Annotated in this window: 26 protein-coding genes; 3 read left to right on the top strand and 23 right to left on the bottom strand. The window is 54.2% G+C overall.

Translation table 11 applies throughout. The features are described 5' to 3' along the window. Positions 1-36: 36 nt before the first annotated feature. The 19 genes from ACESSO_RS09090 to ACESSO_RS09000 form a co-directional block, all read right to left on the bottom strand. Entirely contained in the window at positions 37-1,479 is a 1,443-nt protein-coding gene (locus ACESSO_RS09090) for a UDP-N-acetylmuramoyl-L-alanyl-D-glutamate--2,6-diaminopimelate ligase (RefSeq protein WP_373164741.1), read from the bottom strand. A gap of 10 nt (positions 1,480-1,489) precedes the next feature. Continuing rightward, entirely contained in the window at positions 1,490-3,895 is a 2,406-nt protein-coding gene (locus ACESSO_RS09085; protein WP_373164739.1) for a penicillin-binding transpeptidase domain-containing protein, read from the bottom strand. Positions 3,896-3,988: 93 nt separating this feature from the next. Beyond that, on the bottom strand, positions 3,989-4,474 hold the full coding sequence (locus tag ACESSO_RS09080; RefSeq protein ID WP_373164737.1) for a hypothetical protein: 486 nt from the start codon (positions 4,472-4,474) through the stop codon (positions 3,989-3,991). Positions 4,475-4,502: 28 nt separating this feature from the next. Beyond that, on the bottom strand, positions 4,503-5,438 hold the full coding sequence (rsmH, locus tag ACESSO_RS09075; RefSeq protein WP_373164736.1) for a 16S rRNA (cytosine(1402)-N(4))-methyltransferase RsmH: 936 nt from the start codon (positions 5,436-5,438) through the stop codon (positions 4,503-4,505). Positions 5,439-5,459: 21 nt separating this feature from the next. Continuing rightward, entirely contained in the window at positions 5,460-5,888 is a 429-nt protein-coding gene (gene mraZ, locus ACESSO_RS09070) for a division/cell wall cluster transcriptional repressor MraZ (RefSeq protein WP_297274871.1), read from the bottom strand. 398 nt (positions 5,889-6,286) lie between these two features. Next, the gene (locus ACESSO_RS09065) at positions 6,287-6,742 is read right to left on the bottom strand and encodes a hypothetical protein (protein ID WP_297274869.1); all 456 of its coding nucleotides are present in this window, start codon (positions 6,740-6,742) and stop codon (positions 6,287-6,289) included. A 3-nt stretch (positions 6,743-6,745) separates the two neighbouring features. After that, positions 6,746-7,231, bottom strand: coding sequence for a pantetheine-phosphate adenylyltransferase (gene coaD, locus ACESSO_RS09060; protein WP_373164734.1), 486 nt, complete (start codon positions 7,229-7,231; stop codon positions 6,746-6,748). Between the two features lies 1 nt (position 7,232). Next, positions 7,233-7,787: a 16S rRNA (guanine(966)-N(2))-methyltransferase RsmD gene (gene rsmD / locus ACESSO_RS09055; protein ID WP_373164733.1), complete on the bottom strand. Its 555-nt coding sequence runs from the start codon at positions 7,785-7,787 to the stop codon at positions 7,233-7,235. A 3-nt stretch (positions 7,788-7,790) separates the two neighbouring features. Further along, a complete protein-coding gene (gene uvrC / locus ACESSO_RS09050) occupies positions 7,791-9,614 on the bottom strand; it encodes an excinuclease ABC subunit UvrC (protein ID WP_373164732.1) in 1,824 nt (607 codons plus the stop codon). Between the two features lie 86 nt (positions 9,615-9,700). After that, on the bottom strand, positions 9,701-9,964 hold the full coding sequence (locus tag ACESSO_RS09045) for an HPr family phosphocarrier protein (RefSeq protein WP_107632189.1): 264 nt from the start codon (positions 9,962-9,964) through the stop codon (positions 9,701-9,703). A 205-nt stretch (positions 9,965-10,169) separates the two neighbouring features. Further along, positions 10,170-12,563 (bottom strand): endonuclease MutS2, encoded by a 2,394-nt coding sequence (locus tag ACESSO_RS09040; RefSeq protein ID WP_373164731.1) that lies wholly within the window; start codon positions 12,561-12,563, stop codon positions 10,170-10,172. 24 nt (positions 12,564-12,587) lie between these two features. Beyond that, positions 12,588-13,013, bottom strand: a complete 426-nt coding sequence (locus ACESSO_RS09035) for a hypothetical protein (RefSeq protein WP_373164729.1) — start codon at positions 13,011-13,013, stop codon at positions 12,588-12,590. Beyond that, entirely contained in the window at positions 13,010-13,771 is a 762-nt protein-coding gene (recO, locus tag ACESSO_RS09030) for a DNA repair protein RecO (protein ID WP_373164727.1), read from the bottom strand. The genes ACESSO_RS09035 and recO overlap by 4 nt, the downstream gene beginning before the upstream one ends. Continuing rightward, complete coding sequence (gene era, locus ACESSO_RS09025; protein WP_373164725.1) at positions 13,772-14,668, bottom strand: GTPase Era; 897 nt, start codon at positions 14,666-14,668, stop codon at positions 13,772-13,774. After that, positions 14,665-15,132 (bottom strand): diacylglycerol kinase, encoded by a 468-nt coding sequence (locus tag ACESSO_RS09020; protein WP_373164724.1) that lies wholly within the window; start codon positions 15,130-15,132, stop codon positions 14,665-14,667. The genes era and ACESSO_RS09020 overlap by 4 nt, the downstream gene beginning before the upstream one ends. 1 nt (position 15,133) lies before the next feature. Next, positions 15,134-15,628, bottom strand: coding sequence for an rRNA maturation RNase YbeY (ybeY, locus tag ACESSO_RS09015; protein ID WP_373164723.1), 495 nt, complete (start codon positions 15,626-15,628; stop codon positions 15,134-15,136). Beyond that, on the bottom strand, positions 15,625-16,599 hold the full coding sequence (locus ACESSO_RS09010; RefSeq protein ID WP_373164722.1) for a PhoH family protein: 975 nt from the start codon (positions 16,597-16,599) through the stop codon (positions 15,625-15,627). The genes ybeY and ACESSO_RS09010 overlap by 4 nt, the downstream gene beginning before the upstream one ends. Positions 16,600-16,683: 84 nt before the next feature. Continuing rightward, positions 16,684-17,910 (bottom strand): sporulation protein YqfD, encoded by a 1,227-nt coding sequence (locus ACESSO_RS09005; RefSeq protein ID WP_373164721.1) that lies wholly within the window; start codon positions 17,908-17,910, stop codon positions 16,684-16,686. Between the two features lie 18 nt (positions 17,911-17,928). Beyond that, positions 17,929-18,186: a YabP/YqfC family sporulation protein gene (locus tag ACESSO_RS09000; RefSeq protein ID WP_373164719.1), complete on the bottom strand. Its 258-nt coding sequence runs from the start codon at positions 18,184-18,186 to the stop codon at positions 17,929-17,931. Between the two features lie 89 nt (positions 18,187-18,275). Between ACESSO_RS09000 and ACESSO_RS08995 the strand changes: the two genes are divergently transcribed. From ACESSO_RS08995 to ACESSO_RS08985, 3 genes are read left to right on the top strand one after another with little or no spacing between them, the layout of a single operon-like run. Beyond that, positions 18,276-19,319 carry a hypothetical protein gene (locus ACESSO_RS08995; protein WP_373164718.1) on the top strand — a complete coding sequence of 348 codons (1,044 nt, stop codon included), beginning with the start codon at positions 18,276-18,278 and terminating at the stop codon, positions 19,317-19,319. Positions 19,320-19,355: 36 nt separating this feature from the next. Then, on the top strand, positions 19,356-19,595 hold the full coding sequence (locus tag ACESSO_RS08990; protein WP_373164716.1) for a hypothetical protein: 240 nt from the start codon (positions 19,356-19,358) through the stop codon (positions 19,593-19,595). After that, positions 19,585-21,078, top strand: coding sequence for a D-alanyl-D-alanine carboxypeptidase family protein (locus ACESSO_RS08985; protein WP_373164714.1), 1,494 nt, complete (start codon positions 19,585-19,587; stop codon positions 21,076-21,078). Before ACESSO_RS08990 ends, ACESSO_RS08985 begins: the two co-directional genes overlap by 11 nt. 136 nt (positions 21,079-21,214) lie before the next feature. Here the strand turns inward: ACESSO_RS08985 and ACESSO_RS08980 are convergent, their stop codons facing one another. The 4 genes from ACESSO_RS08980 to ACESSO_RS08965 form a co-directional block, all read right to left on the bottom strand. Beyond that, positions 21,215-23,026, bottom strand: a complete 1,812-nt coding sequence (locus ACESSO_RS08980; RefSeq protein WP_373164713.1) for a polysaccharide deacetylase family protein — start codon at positions 23,024-23,026, stop codon at positions 21,215-21,217. A gap of 94 nt (positions 23,027-23,120) precedes the next feature. Further along, the gene (locus ACESSO_RS08975; RefSeq protein ID WP_373164712.1) at positions 23,121-24,011 is read right to left on the bottom strand and encodes a DegV family protein; all 891 of its coding nucleotides are present in this window, start codon (positions 24,009-24,011) and stop codon (positions 23,121-23,123) included. A gap of 64 nt (positions 24,012-24,075) precedes the next feature. Next, positions 24,076-24,213: a hypothetical protein gene (locus tag ACESSO_RS08970; protein ID WP_373164711.1), complete on the bottom strand. Its 138-nt coding sequence runs from the start codon at positions 24,211-24,213 to the stop codon at positions 24,076-24,078. Between the two features lie 223 nt (positions 24,214-24,436). After that, complete coding sequence (locus ACESSO_RS08965; RefSeq protein ID WP_373164710.1) at positions 24,437-25,273, bottom strand: hypothetical protein; 837 nt, start codon at positions 25,271-25,273, stop codon at positions 24,437-24,439. Positions 25,274-25,513: the final 240 nt, after the last annotated feature.

Genomic DNA, 25,513 nt, shown 5'->3' with positions numbered 1-25,513 from the left:
ATTGTTTGTGATTTTGCGCGAATCTCGCGCTTTTCCTCATCCTTTATTGTCAAAAAACGCCGCAACAATCTCGCGCTCATCCATGTGATGCTTGACGTGATTGACCTCCTGATAGGTCTCATGTCCCTTCCCCATTAACACAATCACGTCATCCTTTTTTGCATGTGCCATCGCCCAGTGGATGGCCTCCGGCCGGTCCACAATCACCTGCATTGGGGTTTTGGTCCCCTTCATGCCTTCCAGAATGTCGTCAATAATCGCCTTCGGGTCCTCGGTGCGCGGGTTATCGCTCGTCACGACACAGAAATCCGCCAGTTCCGCTGCAATCTTCCCCATCTTCGGGCGTTTGGTGCGGTCACGGTCACCGCCGCAGCCAAACAGCGCAACCACACGGCCCTTGGCAAAACCGCGCACCGCTCGCAGCACATTTTCCACGCCGTCCGGTGTATGCGCATAGTCAATCAACACCGTGTAGTCCGTATTGGTAGGCACAACCTCCACACGGCCCTTGACGCCTGTCGCCGTTGCCAGCGAATGCGCCGCATCACTCAGCGGCATACCGGTTTGCAGCACCATGCCCAGTGCAGCAAGCGCATTTTCCACCGAAAAGTGTCCGGGAATCGGCAGCTTGACACGTGCAATCTCACCTTTCGTCGCTGCAACAAATTCCACGCCATCTGCATGCAGCCGAATATTTTTTGCCGTTAGATCAGCCGCATCCTTTTCGCACGAGAAGGTCAGGCACGGGCATTTCGCATCCGCCAGCATTGCCTGCGCCGCATCATCATCCAGATTGATGACGCCCTTGTCACTGATGGCAAACAGCATCGCCTTTGCTTTACGATACTCCTCCATTGTCTTATGAAAATCCAGATGATCTTGCGTTAGGTTGGTAAATGCGCCGACCGCAAAGCGAATGCCGTGTACCCGGTCGAGTACAAGCGAATGCGAAGAAACCTCCATAATGACATGGGTGCAGCCTGCGTCGCGCATGCGCGCAAACAGCGCATGCAGCTCATAGCTTTCCGGTGTGGTGCGTTCGGTTTCAATCACTTCGTCGCCAATCAGATTCTGGTTGGTACCGATAAGGCCAACCTTGTGACCCGCATCCTCCAGCATATGCTTAACCAGATAAGTGGTTGTGGTTTTGCCGTTGGTACCGGTCACGCCCATCATAACCATGCTGTCTGCCGGATGTCCGAAGCGGTTCGCGGCAATCTCCGCAAGCGCCTGCCGCGCATTTTCCACCACAACCGCCGGCACGCCTGCTGGCGCTTCTTCACACACTACCGCAACTGCGCCCTGCTCGATTGCTTTACCGATATATTGATGTCCATCTGTTGCAAAACCGCGGATAGCGACAAACAGGTCACCCGCCTGCACGGCACGCGAATCATACCGCACTTCGCGGATTTCCAGATCGTCCGCCGCTGTGCTGCTTTTCACTGCAACACCACGGAGCAGTTCCTGTAATTTCATATTTCTCCTCCTATCGGTCGTTGACGTTCGTGGTATCCGAGAATTCTACCGTTACCACTGCGCCGATATTCACCTTTGTACCAGATGCCGGGCTTTGCTTGCTTGCCGTTGTGTTGCCCGTAACCTGTGAAGAGGCAACACCCTTCTGTTTCAGGTACAGCCCATATTCTTCCAATGTACTACGACATTCATCCGGTGTCAAGCCTGTCAGGTTGGGTACAGTGATTTGTTCGGTCGGTTTGCTCTCGCCCATATACAGAATCACCTTGCCGCTTGCCGGGATGCGCACGCCGCCCGACGGCACCTGATCGGTGACCGTATCGCCGTCGCCCACCACACGATATTCAAAGCCTGCCTGCTGCAACGCGCTTGCGGCCGCTTCTTCCGTCGAACCGATTACGCTGGGTACAGTCAGCTCACGGCGGTCGTTTTCTTCATCCGAGTAAACCGGCGTTACGCCGACGTACGGCAGTACATCTTCCATAATACGGCCAACCACCGGTGCGGCAATCGCGCCGCCGCCATGCGGCACAGACTCGGGCAGGTCGTTGATGGCAACCAGCACCGCGATCTGCGGATCTTCCATCGGCGCTACGCCGATGAAAGACGCGGTATAGCGATTCTCAGTATCAATTTCCTTACCCTCGCTATCGCGCAGCTTTTCAATTTCCGAGGTTGCCGTCTTACCACCAACACGGTAACCCGGCACATAAGCGTTTTTGCCGGTACCGCCCGATACAACCGCCTCCATCGCTTCTCGCATATAAGCGGAGGTTTCCTCCGAGATGACCTGACGCACAACCGTCGTCTCGGTCGTGGACTTGACCGAGCCATCCGAACCGAGAATCTCCTTGACCACATACGGCTGCTTGAGCTTTCCGTCATCCACAATCGCACATACCATGTTGATCATCTGAAGCGGGGTAACGGTAAAGCGCTGACCGAACGATGCAACCGCAAGCGATACCTCGTTCCACTCGCTGGTCACATTGATATCATGGAACTGGCCCTTGCTTTCGCTGGGCAAGTCAATACCGGTCGGCTCGGTCAGACCGAACGCCTTGTAAAATTCGTAAAAGCGGTCTTTACCGGTCTTGGCGACAATTTGCATCATTGCCACGTTGCACGAATTCATCAATGCTTCGGTCAGCGTCTGTGTGCCGTGGCCGCTGGTATTGGAACACTGAATCGGCTTGGACCAGTCGCCTACCATCATTGAGCCGCCGCAGTAGTAGGTATCCTCTTCATGCGCCAACCCCAACTCATAGGCCGTTGCCACATTCATCAGTTTGAAGGTAGAACCCGGCTCGTAGTTATCCGTCACTACCGGATTATACCACATTTTGTAGAGCTGCTGTGAGCGAATACTGGTTAATTCGTCGACCAGTTCATCATTTTCCTGTATACTTGCCGGCAGGTTCGCCAGTCCGCCTTCCTGATAATATTTATCACTGATTTCCGCTGTAACGCCAGCCTCCGCCAAGGCAGCCTGCACATTGGTTTTCAGTTCCTCAATGTAACGCTCATCTGTAATTGTGTAGGCGCTATTGGGATCATAATCCGGCAGCGAAGCCATTGCCAGCACCTCGCCGGTCTTGACATTCATCACGATACCGGATACGCCGTCGCGCGCCTGCGGATTATCCGCCAGCGCGGTTTCCAAATGCTTTTCCAGAAAGTTCTGGATGTCGCTGTCAATGGTCAGCACAAGGGAGTCGCCGTCCTGCGCCGGAATATATTGCTCGGTATCGGGCGTCATATCTTTATTCTGCGCATTTTGTACACGCACAATACGTCCAGCCGTACCGGAAAGCACGTCGTTATATTGGGATTCCAAACCATATGCGCCATTGTTATCGCTGCTGACATAGCCAAGCACAGCAGAAAGGAACGCACCTTGCTGGTAATACCGTTTGGTATCTGGCTCGGAATACACACCTGTGCAGCCCGCCTGTTGCAGCTTCTCATATAATTCTTTGGAAACGTCTTTATCCACCTTTTGAGCAATAATCTCATACTCAGAATCGGTTTTCTGAATTTTCTGCAGCACCGTATTGTAATCCAAACTAAGTTCATCCGCCAAAATCTGTGCCAACGTCTGCTGCTGTGTCTGGGCAGAAACGCCATCGCTCACCTTTGCCTCATCTACCACGCCCTTCGGCGAAATAACGATGCGCTCTACCTCGGCCGATTCCGCCAAAACCTGCATGTTCGCGTCATAGATTTTACCGCGGTTCGGTGTAATAAACGTATCACGCGTCTGCAGCGAAGCCGCCTGCTGTACATAAAAATCATGGTTGAATACCTGCATATACAGCAGACGTATTCCCACCAATCCAAATCCAAACACCACAAACGCCAAGGTCATAACACCGATTCGTGCGCGCATTTGATTGTTCGGTCCCTTTGCTGCCATGGTATTTCCTTTCCTCCGTAATCTCGTTATAAAAAGCGTAAGGAGTCAGAAGTTTCCACCTCTCACTCCCCTGTACGCATCCTATTCATTTACTTACCGAATATATTCCACAATTGCAGAAAAGCTGCGCGCCAAACCCGCAAAAAGCGATCCAAGCGATACGCCGCTATCCGCTACCGTCACAGTATCCGGATTGGTCAACTCCACATATTCGATCTGGGAGTTATCCATCTTGACCATTCCCATATTATTTACCGCGTATTCCTCTACCTCGTCCATATTGACGCTATTGATCTGCTTGGTCGTCAACGATACGTTTTCCGCCGTCAGTTCATTCAACATATCGTTCTGCTCGCCAACCTCGGCGCTCAGCTGCGTCAGCTGCATCTGGCAAAACAAGATGTACACCGCGGCAATCGCCACAACAGTAAAGCAGCCCACCAAACCGGGTCTTACACGCGCTTTTCTGCGCCGACGCGGTGTGGGCGCTACGCGCAAATTGCGTCTCTGCTCCTGAGGCACCGGAAAACGTTCTTCGTATTGTTTATAGGCCACGCTTTCCCTGCTGGCAGTCATCATTGCATTTCCTTTCTCCTGCGGTTGCTATTCATATCTTTTCGCAGACGCGCAGCTTGGCGCTGCGTGCTCTGGGATTTTCTCCGATCTCTTTTTCATCCGGAAGAATCGGCTTACGCGGAGTCAGCCGTACCTTCGGTTTTTTCCCGCACACACAAACTGGAAACTCCTTCGGACAGGTACATCCCTGCGCCGCCTGTTGAAACGCCGCCTTTACGATACGATCCTCCAAGCTATGGAACGTAATCACCGCAAGCCGTCCGCCCGGATTGAGGCAATCAATCGCTTTGTCCATCGCTTCCCGTACCGCACCCAGCTCATCGTTTACCGCAATACGAATCGCCTGAAAGCTGCGTTTTGCCGGATGCTGCTTTTCGCGCTTTGCCTTGCCCGGCATCGCGCCTTTAATCACATCGACCAGCTCCAACGTGGTTTCAATCGGCTTTTTCGCCCGTTCGCGTTCAATCGCCGCGGCAATCAGCGGCGCATACCGCTCCTCACCATACTCGAACAAAATCCGCCGAATCTCCTCCCGGCTCCAGCCGTTGACCACCTCGTAGGCGGTCAGCTTCTGTGACCGATCCATGCGCATATCCAGCGGCGCATCCTGCATATAGGAAAAGCCGCGCTCCGCATGATCAAGCTGCGGAGAGGAAACGCCCAAATCAAACAGGATACCGTCTGCTCCCGGCAAACCAAGCGATTCCAACACATGGTCAATTTCACGAAAATCACTTTTGACCGTTGTCACACGCTGCCACACGTCATGCAGCCGCGTTTTGGCATTTTCCAGTGCCTCATCATCTCGGTCAATACAAATCAAACGACCGGTATCATGCAAACGCTCCGCAATGCGGAGCGAATGTCCTGCACCGCCGGTCGTCGCATCGACGTACACACCGTCCGGTTTAATCTGAAGCGCTTCGAGGCATGGTTCAAGCAGAATGGATACGTGATGAAATTCCATACTTCCCTCCTGCCTGTCCGGTTAAAAATCCATATCTTCCACGTCAGCGGCAACGCTCTCCGCATCAATTGCTTCGTTGTAAACGCGCCACTTTTCACTGTTCCAAATTTCCGCGTGATCCAGCTGACCGATGACAACTACATCCTTTTGCAGATCGGCAAACTCACGCAAATTTGCGGGGATGAGAATGCGGCCCTGTGCGTCGAGCTGTGCGTCAAACGCATTAGCAAAGTAGTACCGTTTAACACGGCGTGCCTTTTCACCATTGCCCAAACTGCGAATGCGGTCCTCCAAGGCTTCCCATTCCTTTTCCGGATAAACCGCAAGGCATCCATCCAGACCCTTGGTGACGGTGAAGTGCTCGCCCAACTCCTCGCGCAGTTTGGCCGGCATTGCCAGCCGCCCTTTTGCGTCAACGGAATGTTTGTATTCGCCCTTCACCGGATTCACACCACACTTTCGCTTTGGTGGAATGTGTGACACTTTACCCCACTTCTCACCACCTTGTTTCCATTATAGCGGTACGCCCAATAGATTGCAAGGTTTTTTTCGTATTATTTTGCAGAAGATTATGGCCAGAAATTCGTTGTTTCGACGATTTTTGCAATTTTCAAACACTTGTTCGATAGTTTTGCTTCTTCCCTTCCAAAGCCCCCCAGTGGGGGAAAATCCCACCATCTCCCCACTCTTCCAGCAGAATTCTTACGTCTCTGCGGAAAAGAGCAATGCAGCATCCATCCCATGTGGGTCAAAGTGGGAAAGGCAGTTACAGCCATACCTTCCCCCCAATCTTTTTTCACAGCATAAAAAAACAGCTGCCCATTTGGCAGCTGTTTTATCCTATTTTATCACTTGGCAATACTCTTAAAGCGCTGGCGCGCCTTGCGCACTTCTTCCAGCGAAAGCGCCACCGCTTCCTCTGTGCGCTTCAGGGTATCCTCACAATACTCATTGGCCACACGGCGCAGCTCACGCGCTTGAATTTCCGCATTGCCCTGCACTTCTTTTGCCTTACGGCGGGCCGCAACCACAATTTCAGTTTCCGAAACCATCTGGCGGGCATCTTCCTCTGCCTGACGGCGGATTGCCTCTGCCTCACGTTTTCCGGAAGCCAGCATCTCGCTGCGCTTGGCTACGATATCCTGCGCGGCCTGTAAATCATTCGGCAGCGTCGCGCGCAGCTCATCGAGCAGATCGAGCAGATGGTCACGTTCGATGATGCACTTTTCGCCCGCCAGAGGAATTCCCTTTGCGTCCTGCACCATATCGTACATGCTGTTGATCAGTTCGTCCAAAGTTGCCATCGTTTAGCCTTCCTTTCTTGTGCGGCGCACAATATCCTGCATGATCCTGTCAGGGACAAAGCCGACGACACTGCCGCCGTGTACTGCAATGTCCTTCACCACGGAGGATGACAGGTACATATATTCCGCGCTCGTCATCAGGAACACCGTATCCAGTTCCGGATTCAGCTTCCGATTCGCCAGCGCCATCTGAAATTCATATTCAAAATCCGAAACCGCGCGCAAGCCCTTGACCACCGCGCAGGCTTCCTGCTGTCTGGCATAATCCGCAAGCAGACCGCCAAAGGACGCAATCTCCACATTCGACAGCTCATCCGTCGTCCGCCGGAGGAATTCCATCCGTTCCTCCACCGAAAACATCGGCTTTTTGTTCTGATTGTGCATTACCGCAACAACCAAGCGGTCAAACATGACCGACGCACGGCGTATAATATCCAGATGGCCCAATGTGACCGGGTCAAAGCTGCCCGGATAGATCGCAGTTCTCATGTTATTCATCCGTTCCGCCGTCCCGCTGACGCAGAACGGTAATCATTGTTGCACCATAACGACGCTCACGAACGGTCTCAAACCCGTGCGCGAACCGATCCTCTGCTGCACTTTCGCATATTATTATACCATCCGCAGAGAGAATGTCAAACGTTTCTATCTGCAATAAGGCATTTTCCAAAACCTTACCACCGTACGGAGGATCGAGAAAAATCAGGTCATACCCTTGCTTTGCCGCATGCGAAAGGAACGCATCCGACTCCATTCGATATAAACCGGCTCGTTCAGACACACGCGCTGCTTCTGTATTTTTACACACGATATTGTATGCTGTTTTGTTATGCTCCACAAAATCACAGTGCTGCGCGCCGCGTGAAAGCGCCTCGATGCCGAGCTGACCCGTGCCGGCAAATAAATCCAGCACACATGCACCGCGCACATAATCCTGAATCAGATTAAACACATTTTCCTTGACGCGATCAGTTGTCGGCCGGGTATTCATCCCGGGGACGGGCTGCAACTTACACCCCCGCGCCGTACCGGATACCACACGCATCGCTCAGTCCTCCTTGTGGAAATAATCAAACACCGCCTGCGCAGCATTGCGCGGCAAAATCCGCGCCAGCTCCTGTTCGCCTGCCTTGCGGATATTATCAATACTGCCGAAATGCCGCAATAACTCTGCACGGCGCTTATCACCCACGCCCGGGATTTTATCCAGCGTCGATCCACGCACCTTTTTGCCACCCAGCTTACGGTTATACTCGATGGCAAACCGGTGCACCTCCTCCTGTATCCGCCCGATCAGCGCAAACAGTGCAGGCGTAGCTGAAATGCCGAATTCACGCCCATCCGGCGCAACCAGCGCACGTGTACGATGCTTGTCATCCTTGACCATGCCGAAACACGGTGTTTGCAGACCAAACGAATCAAGCACCTCTTTGCATATGCGAACATGCCCCAGACCGCCATCAATCAGGAAAGCATTCGGCAGAGGTGTGAATTTCTCATCCCCGTCCACATACCGCTGCACGCGGCGCGTGAGCATTTCCCGCATGGAGGCATAGTCATCCTGTCCATTGGCAGCGCAGGCAATCTTAAACTTGCGATAGGCGCTCTTTTTCGGTTGTCCTTCCACGAATACAACCATCGAACCGACGGTATCCTGTCCGGCAAAGTTGGATATATCATACGCTTCCAGACGCAGCGGCAGCGCAAGCATGCCGGTCACATTTTGCAGCAATTCCAGTGATTTATGCCGCCTTTCCGACTGTTTTTCACGCCGTTCAATCTCCTCGCGCGCATTTTTTTCCGCCATCCTCGTCAGTACACGGCGTTCGCCGCGCTGCGGCACAGCAAGTTCGACCTTACGCTCCGCGATCGAGGACAAGTATTCCCCCACCGCGTCCTGCTCCTCGATTTCATGCGAAAGCAGTACGGTTTTTGGCACAGCACCGCGCTGCGCGTAGTATTGCTTGACAAAAGAGGACAACACTTCAGCCGGATCGCTTCCGGTCAAGTGGAACAGCGTATATTCCTTATCCTGTAAAGCGCCGCCTGCATAGTGCAGCACGCACACACATGCACGCGTCTGTCCCTGCACAAATGCAATCACATCCAATTCAGCGAACGCGCCTGCGACAACATGCTGCCGTGTACCCAGCTTTTGCACCGCACGCAGCCGATCGCGCAACATGGCCGCACGCTCAAACTGCAGTTCCTCCGCCGCTTCGTTCATTTTTTCGGTTAAATCTTTTTCCAACTGCTTTGCATTGCCTTCAAACAATGCAATCGCCTGCTGGATTAGCGCATGGTATTCCTCCGGGCTGACTTTTCCCGTGCAAGGAGCACAGCAACGCCCTAAATGCTGATTGAGGCACGGACGGTCTTTGCCGATATCGCGCGGAAATACCCGCGAACAGGTTTTAAGCAGCAGTGCTTCGCTGATCGTGTCAATCGCGCGACGTGCAGCTACACGGCCCGGATAGGGGCCGAAATAGCGCGCCCCGTCATGTCCCGGTCGAGAAACAACGGTAAACGCCGGATAGGGCGCATCCGTATTGAGCCGGATATAAGGATAGCCCTTGTCGTCCTTCAAAAGGATGTTATACTTGGGCTTGTACTTTTTAATCATCGAGTTTTCCAAAACCAGCGCTTCAAACTCGCTTTCGGTCACGATGATATCGAAATCATCAATGTGACTGACCAACTGCCTGGTTTTGGCGTTGAGCCGCTCGGGCGGCTGAAAGTAATTGGATACGCGATTGCGAAGCAGCTTGGCCTTGCCGACATAAATCACCTTGCCGGTTTTATCCTTGTGCAGATACACGCCCGGCTGCATCGGCAGACGGCGCACACGCTCCTTGAGTTGTTCTCTTGTCACGGTAAACCGCCTCCTTTTTTCGCTGCCAACTCCTCCGATAAAAAAAGCGCCGAGCAATTCGGCGCTTTTTCTCAGGATGCGATAACTTAGTCGGTAAAATTGGACGTAATCAGCTCAACCAAAGCAGAAACAGCCTCTTCCTCATCCGGGCCGTCCGCGATCAGGTTGATGGTAGTGCCCTTGGTGATGCCCAGGGACAGAATGCCGAGCAAGCTCTTCGCATTGACGCGGCGCTCTTCCTTCTCTACCAGAATCGTCGACTTGAACTCATTTGCCTTCTGAATAAAAAAAGTTGCGGGACGGGCATATAAGCCTACCTGATTGGTAACCTGTACCTCTTTCGAATACATAATCTGCATCGCTCCTATTTCTTCAAATCCGATATATATAGTCTATCCTCTTTTGTCGATTTCGTCAAGGCCCTTTTCCCCTTGCGTCATTTGCGTTTTTGATGAAATTTTTCTTGCATTCCGTCAAAATATATGGCATTTTGCCCTGTATGACGGTTTTACGCGAAAGGATGTTCAATTTTTTATGCATCTGCCGAAACCGATTTCACCGAAGCTCCACGATGGTCACACCCTGCTCGCCTTCGCCGTATACACCGCTGCGCACACTTTTGACCCGCTTATTGCTCCGCAGATGCTGCTGTACGGCGTTTCGCAATACGCCCGTTCCCTTACCATGAATAACCGTCACCGAAGGCAGACCCGCCATGATTGCACGGGATAGGAAATTATCGACCTCGAACAGCGCTTCTTCCGCACTCATCCCACGCACATCGACCTCGCCGGCTGCCGAACGCAGGTTCAGCTCTCGCGCAGGTGTACTGCGGCGCGGCTGCGGCGCGGCCTTTTTCGCCGGCTTATTTTCCTCCACCAGCCGCAGCTCATTTTCCTTGACCGTCATTTTCATCGGTCCGGCCTGCACCTGCACATTGCCGCTCTTGTCCGCAGGTGCCAGCACATCCGCCAACACACCGCCGACATTCAGCAGTCGCACCCGGTCGCCCTTTTTGACCGGACGCTGCTCATTAGCCTCGACCACACGCTTCTGTACACCGCGGCGCTGCTCATTTTCGGTTTGTGTGATGACACCGCGCAGCGCAGCTTTGGCAGCAGCAAGATTCTGGTCTGCGTTTTTCTTCTGCGACTTCTTTTTCAAGTCTTCCAGCTCGTCAAATACGGTTTCTGCCGTCATGCGCGCATCCTTGAGAATGCGGTCGGCCTGACTGCGCGCGCTTTCCAGCAGCTTATCCGCACGCTGCTCGGCCGCGTCACGCTCGGCGCGCATCTTATCGCGTTCGGACTGTGCCATCGAACGCATTTTGGCGGCTTCATCCCGCATCTGTTCCACCCGACGACGCTCTCGCTCCAGTTCTGCCAGTACATCCTCAAAACGCGCATCCTCGGTCGAAACCTGCTCCTTCGCCCGCTCGATAATGGTCGGCTGAAGCCCCAGCCGTGCGGCAATGGCAAACGCATTGGATTTGCCCGGAATACCGGTCAGCAAACGATAAGTCGGCTGCAGGGACTGCACATTAAATTCGCACGAGGCGTTTTCCACACCGTCGGTTGTAAGCGCAAAGGTCTTCAGCTCCGCATAGTGCGTCGTCGCCGCAACACACGCACCCATCTGGCGCGCATAGCCAATGACCGCAACCGCAAGCGCCGCACCCTCAACCGGGTCGGTACCTGCGCCCAACTCGTCAAACAGCACCAAATCGCCCTGCCCGCAGCAATCCATGATGGACACAATGGTTTTCATGTGCGCAGAGAAGGTGGACAACGACTGCTCGATGCTCTGCTCGTCGCCAATATCCGCATAAACATGCTCAAACAGCGCAATCTCGGATTGCTCGTTTGCCGGAATATGCAGACCGGAAGCCGCCATGAGTGACAGCAGTCCCAGTGTCTTGAGCGACACGGTTTTGCCGCCTGTATTCGGGCCGGTGATAACCAGCGTGTCGTACTCGCCGCCAATAGCAATGTCAATCGGCACCGCCTTGTCTTTGTCGAGCAGCGGATGCCGCGCACGCAGCAAACGGCAGCGGCCGTTTCCTTCCGCAAGCACGGGTGCGGCAGCGTTCATTTCAAACGACAGCTTTGCCCGCGCAAACACAAAGTCAAGCGATACCAGCGCGTCAAAATCCTGCTCAATCGCATTTTTGTATCCCGCCACCTCGCTTGACAGCTCTGCGAGAATACGCTCAATCTCAGCCTCCTCGCGGCCCTCAAGCACCTTAATCTGATTATTGATTTCCACCACCTGCTGCGGCTCGACGAACACAGTCGCGCCAGTGGATGAAGTGTCGTGCACCAGACCCGGGATGTCACCGCGATGCTCCGCCTTGACAGGCACAACAAACCGCCCGTTTCGCTGGGTAATAATGGTTTCCTGCAAGTATTTCGACCGTTCGCCCGAAATCAGACGGTTAAGCGTCTCTCGCACCTTGCCTGAAATGCGCCGTAGCTCACGGCGGATGGATAGCAGTTCGGGAGAGGCGCCGTCCGCAATCTCCTCCTCAGATACGATCGCGGTCGTAATCGCCTCCTCCAGCGTTCGATTGCCGGACAGCAGACCGAAAATTGGTGTCAGCGCGGTCTTTTCCTCCTGCTCCGCATCGTATACCAACGCACGACGCGCAGTTTGCAGCAAACTTGCAACATCGAGCAGCTCGCGCGGATTGAGCGTGCCGCCGCGGTCGGCGCGCTGCAAAATCGCGCCAACTTCGCGGATGCCGCCGAAGGACGGACTGCCATGCCGCACCATGCGGTTTTTCGCATCTGTCGTCTGGTCCATCCAGACCTGCGCCTGCTCATGGTCATCCAGCGGCCGCAGCGCGCGGCATTTCTCTTTCGCTGCATCCGATGCGGCCTGCGCCGCGAGACGCTCTAAGATTTCATAATATTCCAGTGTTTTTAAGGATTTTTCACCTAATTTATTCATAGCTTCCTCTCCAAAAGCAAGGTTTCACAACAGAAAAAACAGCAGCAGAGACAGCAGATAAATCCCCAGCATCGAGCCTGCAATCAAACCGATAACCCTTAGCCAAATATGCAAAATCGCATGACCTGTATCACTGGTCATACCACAAAGCTGCTTATATTGCAACAACACCCACAGCCAGTGGCTGCCATAAGGAAAATATCGCGCAGCAAGACGCTGATACTCCTCATTCGGCAGATACTGCTTGAAGTCGCGCAGCAGATAATGGCCGCACAGAAACGTATTGAACAAAGAAAGCAACAGCAGTCCCAGTATTACGATATACGGTTTTACGCCTGCAAGCCAGCTAATCAGAAAAACTGCCGCTGCAATGCCATCGATCGCAAGCTGCACATATACCGAAAAACGCAAAGAGGTCTGCTTTACCAGCATATTCTTTATTACAATCATGGCTTTTTCCCTTTCGGCTGGAGCGAGCGGTAAAATACCAAACTGTCAAATCCACGGCCAAGGTGATACTGCACATATGCTTCCGCCATACGGCAGAACTGTTCACATGCCGCACCAGTAAGCGCAAAAGCATACGCTCTCTGCGGCTCTGCCGACAGAACATGCAAAATTGCGCGCAGCGTTCCATCCGCAAGCCGTTCATACCCGCCAACACGCGCAGCGCATTTATCGTCTGCCGCTGTACCCGCACGCACAGAAAAACACACAGGCGGCTGCTCGATCGTCTGTCCACACACGCCACACTCGGTAAAGTCAGGCGCATAGCCGCTCTCCGCCAACACGCGCCACTCAAACGCGGCCTTGACCAGCGCAGGGTCGCGCTTTTTACCCTCCAGCGCATACAATGCGTGCAGCAACAAGCGGCATACCGCCGGACTGTCCTCATCCGGCCCGGTCACCGCACCGGCAATCTCCGCCAGATAGCATGCAAGCGCATACCGTTCAATATCTTCCGCAAGCGAGAAAAAAGAATGCACCAGATCGGCATCGCGCAGCGCGTATTTCCCTCCCCGCTCGGACAAAATCAGCTCGGAATAACAAAACTGCCGCGCGGCAGGGTTCTGTTTTTTGCCCCGCCGCGCATTTTTATACAGAATTTCGCTCTTGCGTCCGTATTCGGTCAGCACGGTCAGATAGCGGTCGAAATCACCGAAATCCACCTCACGCAAAATGAGCGCGCGCAGCCTGACCTCTGCCATTTACTGATCCTCGTAACCGAAATTGCGCATCTGATACTGATTGTTGCGCCAGCCCTCCTTGACCTTGACCCACAACTCAAGGAACACTTTCGCATCCAACATGCGCTCGATATCCGCGCGGGCCTGACGGCCAATCTCTTTGAGCATGGCGCCCTGCTTGCCGATGATAATCCCTTTATGGCTGTTCTTTTCACAATAAATGACTGCGTTGATTTCGATCAAACCGTCCTCACGCTCATGCCAACGCTCGATGCCGACGGCAACGCCGTGCGGCACCTCCCGGTCGAGCAAACGCAGCATTTTTTCACGCACAATTTCAGCCACAAGCTGCCGCTCCGGCTGATCAGATACCATATCCTCCGGAAACAGCTGCGGACCTTCGAGCGCATATTTATCCACCTCGGACAGAAAATCATTCAGCCCCTCACCCGTGCGCGCCGAAATCGGCACGACCGCGTCAAAGTCATGCACCTCGGCATACTTAGCGATGACCGCAAGCAGTTCTTCCTTTTTGACCGTGTCTATCTTATTGATGACCAGAATAGACGGCATATGATGCTGCTTAATCTGCTGGATAAGGCTCTCCTCTGCCGGGCCGATGTTCGCAATCGGCTCAACCACAAGCGCCGCCACGTCCACTTCGGACACGGTATCGGTCACGACCTTACACATGTAATCACCCAGACGGGAGCGCGGCTTATGCAGACCGGGCGTATCCAAAAAGACATACTGCGTATCCCCGCGGCTGAGTACGCCTGTAATACGGGTGCGTGTGGTCTGCGGTTTACTGGAAACGATGGCAACCTTCTGCCCCACCAGCTTATTGGTCAGCGTGGATTTGCCGACATTCGGGCGGCCGACCACCGAGACGACCGCAGTTTTCGTAATCTTGCTCATTGTATTCTCCCATAATAAAATATAAACCAAAGCGCAGCCGGTACTGTCACCAGCAGCACCACAAATGCCCAAAGATGCACGAGCAGGAACTGTGCAGCTGTCCACAACACACCTTCACCGATAAAAATGCATACGCCTACCGCTGCACACGCCGCGGCGCACACGAACACCCCCGCCGCGGCAATGTCCTTGGCGTTGCGGACAAAGCCATCGTATCCGCTGGCCTGCCGATCGCATAGCCGCTCAATGGCGGTGTTCATCAGCTCCGCACCCATGGTCAAACCAAAGCAGATACACAAAATCGCCGCCTCCGCTGCGCTTGCGTGACCCATCAGCGCAAAAACCGTCACATAAAAGGCCGTGACCATGTGCACGCGGAAGTTGCGCTCCCCATGGATGCACAGCCCCAGTCCGCGCAGCGCGTGCTGGAAGCTCTCATGCAGTTTTCTGATGTTCTTTCCCATATCAGTTCTCTCTGGTCAGGCCGAGGAAGGTAAGGTTGTCCTCCTCCTTGGCGCGCATCAGGCGTGTGTCCTCATCGCTCCGCTCATGATCGTAGCCCAGCAGATGCAGCACAGAATGGGTCGTCAGATATCCGCACTCGCGCGCCGGCGAATGACCAAACTGCGCGGCCTGCTCAACCGCGCGTGTGTAGCACAGAATCATATCGCCCAGCATCACGCATCCCGTGTCAGGCTCGGCTTCGAGTTCCTCCTGCGGCACGCCGTTCAAAAAATCATACATCGGGAAGGACAGCACATCGGTCACCGCATCTTTGTCCCGATATTCCGCGTTGAGCTGCCGAATCTCGTCGGCATCCACCACGGTCACGTCGATTTCCGCATCAAACGGCACGTCCTCGCTTTCGAGCACACGTTTTGCACAGGTACGAATGAGTTCACTTACCGCCTGCTCATCCTCCACTTCGGTTTCAAACCCGATATTGATCTGATGGCTCATCGTTTCTCCCCTTTTCGGCGGAAAGCCGGGTGTTTGCTGTCCTGCGTTCTACTTTTACCTTTTTTGCCCTCGTAGTCGGCATACGCCTTGACGATGCGCTGCACCAGCTCATGCCGCACTACGTCCTTTTCGGTCAGATAGCATTGCGCGATGCCCTCTACACCGTCGAGCACACGCAGCGCCTCTTTCAGACCGGACTGCTTGCCGTCCGGCAGGTCAATCTGCGTGATATCGCCCGTGATAACCGCCTGCGAACCAAAACCCAGACGGGTCAGGAACATTTTCATCTGCTCAGGCGTCGTGTTCTGCGCTTCGTCCAGAATAATGAAGCTGTCATCCAATGTGCGGCCGCGCATGTAGGCCAGCGGCGCCACCTCGATTGAACCGCGCTCCTGATACTTGGCGAAGTTTTCCGCGCCGAGCATATCAAACAGACCGTCATATAACGGACGCAGGTAGGGGTCGACCTTGCTTTGCAGGTCGCCGGGCAAAAAGCCCAGCTTTTCGCCTGCCTCGACCGCGGGACGTGTCAGAATAATACGGGACACCTGCTTGTCCCGGAAGGCTGCGACCGCTGCGGCCACGGCAAGATAGGTCTTGCCCGTACCCGCAGGGCCGACGCCCATGACGATGGTATTTTTGCGAATCGCCTCCATATACCGTTTCTGGCCGAGGGTTTTGGCTTTAATCGGCTTACCCTTGGCCGTGATGCACAGCACATCGCGGCTCATGGTGTGCACCTCGGCCTCTCGGCCATCGCGTGCCAGTCCGATGACGTACTGCACAGTCTGTGTGCCAATCGCGTCCCCGCGCGCCGCCATGGACACCAGCGCCTCGATGGTATGCGATGCTGTCTCCACATCCGCCGCCTCGCCCGAAACCTTCAGCTCGGTTCCCCGGCTAATGACTGAAACGCCCAATTCCCGCTCGATCAGTTTGACATTCTCGTCAAACGCACCGAAAACCGCCATTAAAAGTTCGGTTCTCTCTACCTGTATTGTCTTTTCTATGGTTTGCACCTTGCTTTCCTTGTTCTCTCCGTCTGTCGCTGTGTGCTATGGCGCAGTCTCGTCCTCAGACGGCGGCTGCTCCGGAATCGTGCTGTCATCGACCGCCTCGACACCGATCTGCTCGACTGCGTGTACGGTCATCTCCAGCACCGCCGCGCCGTCCTGTTCGGTGAGCGTTTCGCTGTGTTCGGTTACTGTACCGTCCATACCGGAAGCTATCTCCTCCAGAGCACGCGAGAGCATCTCGACACGCAGTTCCTCCACTGTGGCAGTTTGCGGCTCACGCTCGTAAAACACATAGGTCTGCACGACCAGCGACACCGGGAACACCACACTGTCCGACAGACGCAGCGTTCTGGTTTCTATTATTTTATCACAGGTTCCCCCGTCAATTCCACTCCCAATATATAAATTTAACCGGTGATTTCCCAAAACCAGCGCATACTGCCGCCGCACCTTGCCCGTATATACCTTGCTCTCGGTTTCCAGAGAGCGCGCTGCCGTCACTTGATGCACCGTATACGCCTCTACCTCGCCGCGTGCATGCGTCAAGTGATAATTTCCATCCTCGCGGGTCGGCGCGACCAGACCGCTGATAAGCGTATCACCCGTTTGGACCGCGTCCCCCGCCTGCACCATCGGCTGCCCCTCCAGCGCCTTCACACTTTTGATAACGCCTTCCCGCGCAGCGACGACCTTGACAATCGCATTCTGGTCAATCTTTTCCTCGGGCGGCGTCATACCATATGCCTCAATGGTCAGGCTGTTTCCACGAAAGTTCAGCGACAAAAATGTCATATTCGGCTGCATGCCGAGCATGGTCCAGCGGATACTGCGCGTGTCCAGCGAGCTGATGCGCGCACCGATATGCACCCCCAGCTCTTCCAGCTGCTGCATCACCTCCGCCTCATCCAACGCGGGGTCAATATGCGCCTCAATCGACCAGATATGCGCGCACAGCACCCAGCAAAGCAACACAAGCAGCACAAGGCCGCCCCACAGCGCGGTTCGAGGCCGTAAACGCGCCGCCCAAAACGGCATGCCGCGCCGCTGCACGATATGTACCCGACAGCCTGTGCGCCCCATATACTGCCGCAGTGCGCGAAAATCTGCCACCGACAGCGTAGCATACATTTCATTCCACGCCGTTCGCTCCATCCGCCGCAGCATCAGACCCTTCTCGGCGCACAGATTGAGAAAGCGCGGCAGGCTTGCACCTGTCACGCGTACGCGCACCTGTCCGCGCGCCAGACGCCAGAGCCGCGCAAGCATAATTTCATCCCCTTTCCGTCATCCCGCCGTCGTATATTCCACCGATACAATCGTCCCGGTAACCGCCAGTTCGTCAAGCGAAAGCGCTGTCAGCTCCAGTCCCGCTCCCACGATACGCACCTCGCAGCCGCTGCATTTAACCCGCAGCAGCCCTTGCTCATATTCTTGAATACCGCGATGATTCTCCACCACCACACGGCTGTTACCGATGATCTCCACACGCGGCCGGAAGCCATGCAGATCGTCGATCAGCTCGCCCAACCCCTCATGCGCCATGTGCGTCCCTCCTCCGTTCGGGTTATTGTATGCGCCCACAGCATCAAACTTGACAGCGCTGCATATCCTGATGCATCGGAGGTGCGTGCATGAAACTCTTTTTATCCCTCGCTTTATTTGCAGCGTTCCTGCTGTTTCCCGCCGCCTGTGCCGACGGCGTGCGCGATGGTCTATCACTGGCCGCCGGGCAGGCGCTGCCCGCGCTGTTTCCTTTTTTTCTGGCAAGCGGTCTGCTGGTGCGCAGCGGACTGGCGCAAGCGCTCACCCGTCCCGCCGCACGTCCGCTCGCACGCCTGTACCGTCTGCCGCCTTCTGCCGCGCCCGCCGTCATTCTCGGACTGACCGGCGGCTATCCGGTTGGAACGGCGACCACGGTCGATTTACTGCGGCAGGGCGCTTTTTCCCGCGATACCGCAGCGCGAGTCAACAGCTTCTGCAACTGTGCCAGCCCGGGTTTCTGCATCGGTCTTGCCGGTCTCGGGATTTTCGGCAGCGCGCGAACGGGTGCGATGCTGTACGGCATCCACATACTCACCGCATTGTTGACCGGTTTGCTGGTTGCGCGTCCGGCACAGGCCACCGCTGAAGGTGCAGCACCATACACACCGGACACTACGCCGCACCAGAGCTTTTCCTCCGTTTTTTGCGCTGCGGTACAGCAGGCAGCTGCCACCGCCTTGACCGTCACCGCCTTTCTGACTGTCTTTTGTGTGCTGCTACAGCTGGTTCAGCCAATTTTGTCGCATCTTCCTTACGGCAATGCACTCTCCGGCATGCTGGAGCTGACCTCCGGTCTGGATGCACTCCGCGCATTGCCGTTTCCTGACGGCGTGAAGCTGACACTCGTCTCCTTCCTGCTGGGCTTCGGCGGACTGGCCGTACAGTTTCAGGCGCGTGCAGTGGCTGAACCTGCCGGCCTGCCCATGGACAACTTTGCGGCCAATAAACTGCTGCACGGCGCCATGGCAGCCGCTCTGACTGCACTGCTGACACGCATTTCTCCTACCGCACTTCCGGCGTTCGCGCCGGTGGATAATGCACTGCAGCAACGTCACTACCCAGTTTTCTTCCTGATATTGCTTTTAATGTTGTTTACAATTTGGTCTGGAAAAAAAGCGAAAAATAAGATATAATGGGTCACAGAACATTGGATTGGAGTGATCTGACGCATGAAGCTGAAAAAGCTGCTGCGCAAAAATATTGAACCACGCTGTACTTATTGCTCTCACGGCACACCGCTGGCTGATGGTCAGCGTATTGCCTGCCGTCGACGCGGCGTGGTAGACGGCACGGATCACTGCCGTGCGTTCCGATACGACCCCCTGCGCCGTGTGCCGCCCAAGCCTGCGGCTCTGCGCGGCCATTTCACCGACGCTGACTTCTCACTGGGGGATACCAATGAAAAATAATATACTGCGAAACCGACTCACAGCATTTGTCCTGTGCTTTATCTTATTGTTCGCTGCCGCTCCTCTGCCGCAGGCCTTTGCTGCGCCTGAGGATGAGGACACGGTTTCCGATACCACAGATACTGGCAGTGATACCGAAAGCACGGACACAGAAAACACGGATAGCACCAGCCAAGCGGATAACGCAAACATCATTGCCGCCGCGCCCGGCGCGCCCACGCTTAACGCTGAAGCAGCACTGCTCATCAGCCCGGACTCCGGCATGGTACTGTACGAAAAAAATGCGGACGAGCGTCGTTACCCGGCCTCTACCACAAAAATCATGACGGCACTGCTCACGCTTGAAAACGTGACCGACCTCAATGAGACAGTCACCGCCGAAGCCTCTGACTTTGAAAATGTCACCGCAGACAGCTCAAACGCAGGCATCAAACAAGGCGAGCAAGTTACAGTCAAGGATCTTCTATATGCGCTTATGCTGCCCTCGGCTAATGAGGCGGCTTACATGCTTGCCCGACATGTCGGCGGGACCTATGAAAATTTCGTCAATATGATGAACGAACGCGCTGCTGAACTTGGCTGCACAGGCACCCACTTTTCCAATCCCTGCGGCCTGCACGAGGATGACCACTACTCCACCGCACGCGACCTGTACAAGATTGGCTATGAGGCCATGAAAGATGAAACCTTTGCCAACATTGTGAACACCGTGCAGTATAAAATGTCCAAGACCAACATGCACGAAGAACGCATCATCTACACGACCAACATGCTGATTTTCAGTTCGTATGCCCCCTACGCTTATCCGTATTGTCAGGGCATCAAAACCGGCCATACCTCGCAGGCAGGTAACTGTTTCGTCGGCTATGCAGAGTATGGCGACGCCAAGCTGTATTCCGTTGTCATGGGCTGTGATGACCATTCGACCGAATATCCCGAAATTGCAGCCAGCTTCACCGATACTTCCGCCTTATGCAAATGGGGCTTTGAAAACTTCATCTCCAAAACGCTTGTCAAACAAGGCGATACCATCAAACAGATTAAAGTGGATCTATCCACCGATACGGACAAGCTGGTGCTGACGGCAAAAAATGATCTGGTTGCTCTTGTACCCAAGAATTTGGATATCGAGGCGCTCACGCAAGACCCTGTCATCACCGCACCGGAAAGCGTAGATGCTCCCATCAAAGCAGGCGATGTGATTGGCAGCGTCACCTATTCCTACAACGGTATGGACTACGGCACAGTCGAGCTGGTGGCGCTCAGCGATGTGGAAAGGAGCCCCGTACTCTATTACGCCGATAAACTGAGCAACTTCTTCCAAAGCACTGTATTTAAGGTCATCTTGATTGTGCTGGCCGTATTTGTCGTATTATATATTCTGTTCAATCTGACTTTTGGCGGTATGCGCCGCCGCAAACAGCGCAAGAACCTGCGCTCACGGTATGAAAACACCAATTATCAGCGCAGACGTCGCAGATAATGTATCACTTCAATCAACACCATAAAAAACAGGCAGATGTCAAAGCATCTGCCTGTTTTTTATGCAAATAAAGCTACCAGCACGGCATGATGCCGTACTGGTAGCTGAAATTGATTTTGATTTAACTACTTTGCAATCAGGTAAATTCCGTCGGCGCATATGTGCCGTCCGCAATCTGCTGCGCAACCTTGTCGGTCAAACCGTTATACACAACACCCGGCTCCAGCGTAATACCCTTGACCGCCGCAAGCTCGGAAACCGTAACAAACGCATAGGTTTTATCCGTGCGTTTTTGCAGGTCGTCAATGGCTGACAATGCACCCTCCACCGAGGTCGGATACAGGTCGTGCATCAGAACCACCGATCCATCCGCCGCATTCACAATAGCATCGTGTACGCTCTGCTTATTGCGGTTTTTCCAATCCTGCGTATCTACATTCCAGTTGATAATCGGCAGACCCAGTTCCTTGGCAACCGCCTTAACATCGCTGTTGACGCCGCCGCCAACGGGACGCAATACCGTGGGGGGCTGTCCCGCCTTCTCTTTGATGGTACTCGTTGCGGATGAGATCTCCTTCTGAATGCCATCCTTATTCAACCCAGTCAGATGCTGCATCGGATGCGTCATCGTGTGGTTGCCCAGCTCATGTCCTTCGGACACCAGCCGCGGCAGAGTGCTGCTGAACATATTGACACGGTCACCGACCATAAAGAATGTCGCATGCGCGCCGCGTTCCTTCAGTCCATCCAGCAAATATGCCGTCAGTCCATTCGGATAGCCATTGATTGCACCGGTCGGTCCATCGTCGAACGTCAACGCAATATACACGTCTGCATCCGGCACGTTCACATTGACCGCTTGTGTCAGTCCGCTCGTCTGACCGGACAGATAAGCCTTCTGGCTGTCAAAGCCATCCAGCGAGGTAACGGCAAAAGCAAACGAACCATCATCCAATGCTGTATACTCTTTGCCAATCACTGCGGCAAACAACGGCGCGGATACGTAAAACCGTCCGCTGTCTCCATCCGTAAAGGCGCTGATATCATCGCCGCGCACACGATCCCCGTTTACCTTGGTTTTACCGTTCTCGTGCACCGTCGATTGAATGCCGTTATACTCTACTGTCCATTCACTATCCCCATCGGAGGAGACCGTTCCGCCCAGTGTGGTGATCGCTGCGCTGAGCGGCACATATTGCAGTCCATCCCGCTCTACCACAGCTGCACTGCGGGACTCGCCCTCTTCCTTCATCTGCCGGACCTCGCCTTGATACTGCAGCTTATCCGAATCCGTGCGCATGAGCACACTGTCGGATGCAAGCTGCGCCTCGGACGGTCCAAGCTCGGACAGTGCTTCATCCGCAATCTTTCCCAGTTTTTCATCATCCAACGTCTTTTTCGATTGCGAAACCACAACCAAATCGCCCATATCTGCGCCCAACTCGCCTACCTGCCAGGAGAACAACTGGCAGATATCGCGCACCGGCACATAGACTGTCCCGTCTTTCATCACAGGCGCAGTCGACATGGTTTTTGTTTCTTCATTCAACTGCGCGGTTTTACTGTTCACCTGTATGCGCAGTGTATTCTTCTGCTCTATAAGAACAGAGGTTTTGTTGCTTTCCTCCCAGGACAACTCGAGTCCCAGATTCTCACACAACGATTTTACCGACACAAAAACGTTTCCATTGCTGTCCCGATATGGCGCTGCATTGCCCAGATCGACTATTTTGCCATCTGTAAATGCACGCGCATTGTCGACTTGGTATACCAGCTGATTCCGATCCCCACCAAAAATCGCACTGGATACTCCTTTCACAATGTGAAACGCAACCGGAACCGCAACAATTACCACCAGAATCAGTGCGATCAGCACACCATAGTGGCTGTTACGGCGACGGTGTCTGTGGCGCCGGTAAGTCGTCCGGTACGCCGATTGATATGTCATTTTCCGTTCATTCCTTCCTACCTAATATTGATTATATATGTTCTCTATTGGTTTATTATAGCATTAAAACCGGAATACAAAAGTTACAGTACCGTTAATTTTCTCTGCCTGCGGCAGAAAGTGCATCGGTCAGCATCTGCACACCAACGCCCAGCAGATGCGGCCCTACATACGCCCCCAACGTGCAATCGATTTCCCCCTCCATCAAATGCAGGTAATCGGGCAGGCTTTTCTGCGCCATCTCTCGTATCTCCTTGAGTTCTGCCGGTGCATCCCCGTGCGCCACTGCTAAATTGAACGGTACGCCGCGCGGCACCAGCGCTGTTGCCAACTGCACCATCTTCTGCATCGCAGCCTTACGTCCGCGAATTTTGGCAACGCTGGTCAACTCCCCATCTGGCGCAAAGGAAATAATGGGTTTGATTTGCAAAAGCGTTCCCGCTACAGCCGCAATTTTTCCGATGCGTCCGCCCTTTCGCAAATATTCCAACGTATCCACACAGAAAAACACATGCGTATCCCGCATCAACGCAGGTATGGCACGCAGCAGTTCGCTCCAAGACCATCCCTCTTCGATCCAGCGCGCCGCTTGTAGTACCGTCATTCCAATACCCAGAGAACCGCTCAGCGTATCAAATGCCGCAACCTCAAGCCCGACAGTCTGTTCTCCGATCAAACGCACCAAATTACCGGTACCGCTCAGACCACCGGACAGGTTAATCGCCAACACCTTGGTATATCCCGCCTGCTTGATACGTGCATATGCCTGTTCTACCATATCCCCGCCCGGCAGCGTCGTTTTGGGAATTTCCTGCGGCAGTCTGCGATAGACCTCGGTCGGAGTAATATCCACACCATCCGCATATTCACCGTCCGAGAAAATCAGTTTGAGCGGAACAACATAGATATCATACCGACGTACCAATGTCTGCGGAATATCCGCACAAGAATCCGTCAGCAGCGCAATTTTTTGTTTATTTATCATTTCCTTCACCTTTTACAAATCTTCCCCCGCGCTCCAGTTAATCAAATGCGGCGAGGGCTTGGGTTCATTTTGCCCGGGCGGCGCTACTTTCACACCAAAAAAAATCATACCATTGTCCACATGCATCACATTGCCATGCAGTCGCTTGAGTTTCATCCATAATATAAATTTCATTTCCACATTCGCAGGTTAAAATTGTCATGCCGTGTCCCTTCTCCTTGTATGCTGCGCCTTTTTATCCGGTCGATGCTTATGGAATACGTATAGTATAGCATACCTCGCACGGGAAGTCGAACCTATTTATTCCCATTTCAGAATCAATCCGCGTTTTTTCAGCATATTTATTCAAAAAAACAGCACAAGACCCAGCCGATTGAACAGCCGGGTCTTGTAGCGGGCAGACAAACACATCAAGCGACATGCTTTCAGCTCGGTATGCTGCCGTTTCTGGTCACGGTTGCGGAAATATTGCTGTACAAAAAACCTTTCGCCGTACTGACCACTTGCAGTGTTGCCGGAACAGAAGAAACCGCAAACGGTACAGTAAACGCCAGATTTACGACATCGTTGGGGTTGGTAAAATTGTGTTGTGCCGCAGCCCCCGGTAAACCTGTACCATTGAGCTGGGCAACCGTACTGAGATTGAGCGGGAAACTGACGCTTTTCGCAGGTGCAAAACCACCATTGAATGCAAGGTTATAAACACCCGGCTGACTGATGGTAAAGCTTGGGCTGTTGGCTGCATGACTGATGGCTGTGCCATAGGACAGCGCATTCCGGTCAAACAGCAGCGGCGTTTGTCCGGTACCGGATTGCGGCGGTGTGGAGTAGGCAGACAATAACTGTACATCCGTACCGGTGCCAGCCGGGCCTGTGGCTCCTGTCGGACCGCTCGGGCCGGTCGCTCCGCTTGGACCCGTCGGGCCAGTCGGACCGCTCGGGCCAGTTGCTCCGCTTGGACCCGTCGGGCCAGTTGCTCCGGTCGGGCCGGTCGGGCCAGTCGGGCCGGTTGCTCCACTCGGGCCAGTCGGACCAGTCGCTCCGCTCGAACCAGTCGGACCGGTGGGGCCTGTCGCTCCACTCGGGCCGGTCGGACCGGTGGGGCCTGTCGCTCCACTCGGGCCGGTCGGACCGGTTGGGCCGCTCGGGCCAGTCGGGCCGGTTGCTCCGCTCGGGCCAGTCGGGCCAGTCGCTCCGCTTGGACCCGTCGGGCCGGTCGGGGCGATGTTAAAAGGAAAGCACTCTACTGATCGGGTATTCATATTACCAAAAGAAGGTAGTAGCCTATGTCAATAAGTCCTCGATTATATGCTATCATGTTAAGCAAACAGAAAAATGAAAAAGAATCTCAATATAGACGGGCATATTCGACACTATCTCAATTTCAGAGTAATCAATATGGATAGTACCTTTTACGCTGAGGGAATCAAGATATAGAAGGATTGAAACATCAACCAGCGTGTGACGAGTCTTGCGCCAACAACGCCGATAAGCAATAAATC

It is taken from the genome of Agathobaculum sp. Marseille-P7918, from assembly GCF_964248325.1.
Classification (GTDB): domain Bacteria; phylum Bacillota; class Clostridia; order Oscillospirales; family Butyricicoccaceae; genus Agathobaculum.
Note: the sequence above shows the minus strand (reverse complement) of the source record. Positions and strands in the feature narration are given on the sequence as shown.

Coding starts and splice junctions, on each gene's coding strand:
- ACESSO_RS09090 (WP_373164741.1), bottom strand. CDS start 1,479: ATGAAATTACAGGAACTGCTCCGTGGTGTTGCAGTGAAAAGCAGCACA.
- ACESSO_RS09085 (WP_373164739.1), bottom strand. CDS start 3,895: ATGGCAGCAAAGGGACCGAACAATCAAATGCGCGCACGAATCGGTGTT.
- ACESSO_RS09080 (WP_373164737.1), bottom strand. CDS start 4,474: ATGATGACTGCCAGCAGGGAAAGCGTGGCCTATAAACAATACGAAGAA.
- rsmH (WP_373164736.1), bottom strand. CDS start 5,438: ATGGAATTTCATCACGTATCCATTCTGCTTGAACCATGCCTCGAAGCG.
- ACESSO_RS09065 (WP_297274869.1), bottom strand. CDS start 6,742: ATGGCAACTTTGGACGAACTGATCAACAGCATGTACGATATGGTGCAG.
- coaD (WP_373164734.1), bottom strand. CDS start 7,231: ATGAGAACTGCGATCTATCCGGGCAGCTTTGACCCGGTCACATTGGGC.
- rsmD (WP_373164733.1), bottom strand. CDS start 7,787: ATGCGTGTGGTATCCGGTACGGCGCGGGGGTGTAAGTTGCAGCCCGTC.
- ACESSO_RS09045 (WP_107632189.1), bottom strand. CDS start 9,964: ATGTATTCGAAAGAGGTACAGGTTACCAATCAGGTAGGCTTATATGCC.
- ACESSO_RS09040 (WP_373164731.1), bottom strand. CDS start 12,563: ATGAATAAATTAGGTGAAAAATCCTTAAAAACACTGGAATATTATGAA.
- ACESSO_RS09035 (WP_373164729.1), bottom strand. CDS start 13,013: ATGATTGTAATAAAGAATATGCTGGTAAAGCAGACCTCTTTGCGTTTT.
- recO (WP_373164727.1), bottom strand. CDS start 13,771: ATGGCAGAGGTCAGGCTGCGCGCGCTCATTTTGCGTGAGGTGGATTTC.
- era (WP_373164725.1), bottom strand. CDS start 14,668: ATGAGCAAGATTACGAAAACTGCGGTCGTCTCGGTGGTCGGCCGCCCG.
- ACESSO_RS09020 (WP_373164724.1), bottom strand. CDS start 15,132: ATGGGAAAGAACATCAGAAAACTGCATGAGAGCTTCCAGCACGCGCTG.
- ybeY (WP_373164723.1), bottom strand. CDS start 15,628: ATGAGCCATCAGATCAATATCGGGTTTGAAACCGAAGTGGAGGATGAG.
- ACESSO_RS09010 (WP_373164722.1), bottom strand. CDS start 16,599: ATGGCGGTTTTCGGTGCGTTTGACGAGAATGTCAAACTGATCGAGCGG.
- ACESSO_RS09005 (WP_373164721.1), bottom strand. CDS start 17,910: ATGCTTGCGCGGCTCTGGCGTCTGGCGCGCGGACAGGTGCGCGTACGC.
- ACESSO_RS09000 (WP_373164719.1), bottom strand. CDS start 18,186: ATGGCGCATGAGGGGTTGGGCGAGCTGATCGACGATCTGCATGGCTTC.
- ACESSO_RS08995 (WP_373164718.1), top strand. CDS start 18,276: ATGAAACTCTTTTTATCCCTCGCTTTATTTGCAGCGTTCCTGCTGTTT.
- ACESSO_RS08990 (WP_373164716.1), top strand. CDS start 19,356: ATGAAGCTGAAAAAGCTGCTGCGCAAAAATATTGAACCACGCTGTACT.
- ACESSO_RS08985 (WP_373164714.1), top strand. CDS start 19,585: ATGAAAAATAATATACTGCGAAACCGACTCACAGCATTTGTCCTGTGC.
- ACESSO_RS08980 (WP_373164713.1), bottom strand. CDS start 23,026: ATGACATATCAATCGGCGTACCGGACGACTTACCGGCGCCACAGACAC.
- ACESSO_RS08975 (WP_373164712.1), bottom strand. CDS start 24,011: ATGATAAATAAACAAAAAATTGCGCTGCTGACGGATTCTTGTGCGGAT.
- ACESSO_RS08970 (WP_373164711.1), bottom strand. CDS start 24,213: ATGACAATTTTAACCTGCGAATGTGGAAATGAAATTTATATTATGGAT.
- ACESSO_RS08965 (WP_373164710.1), bottom strand. CDS start 25,273: ATGAATACCCGATCAGTAGAGTGCTTTCCTTTTAACATCGCCCCGACC.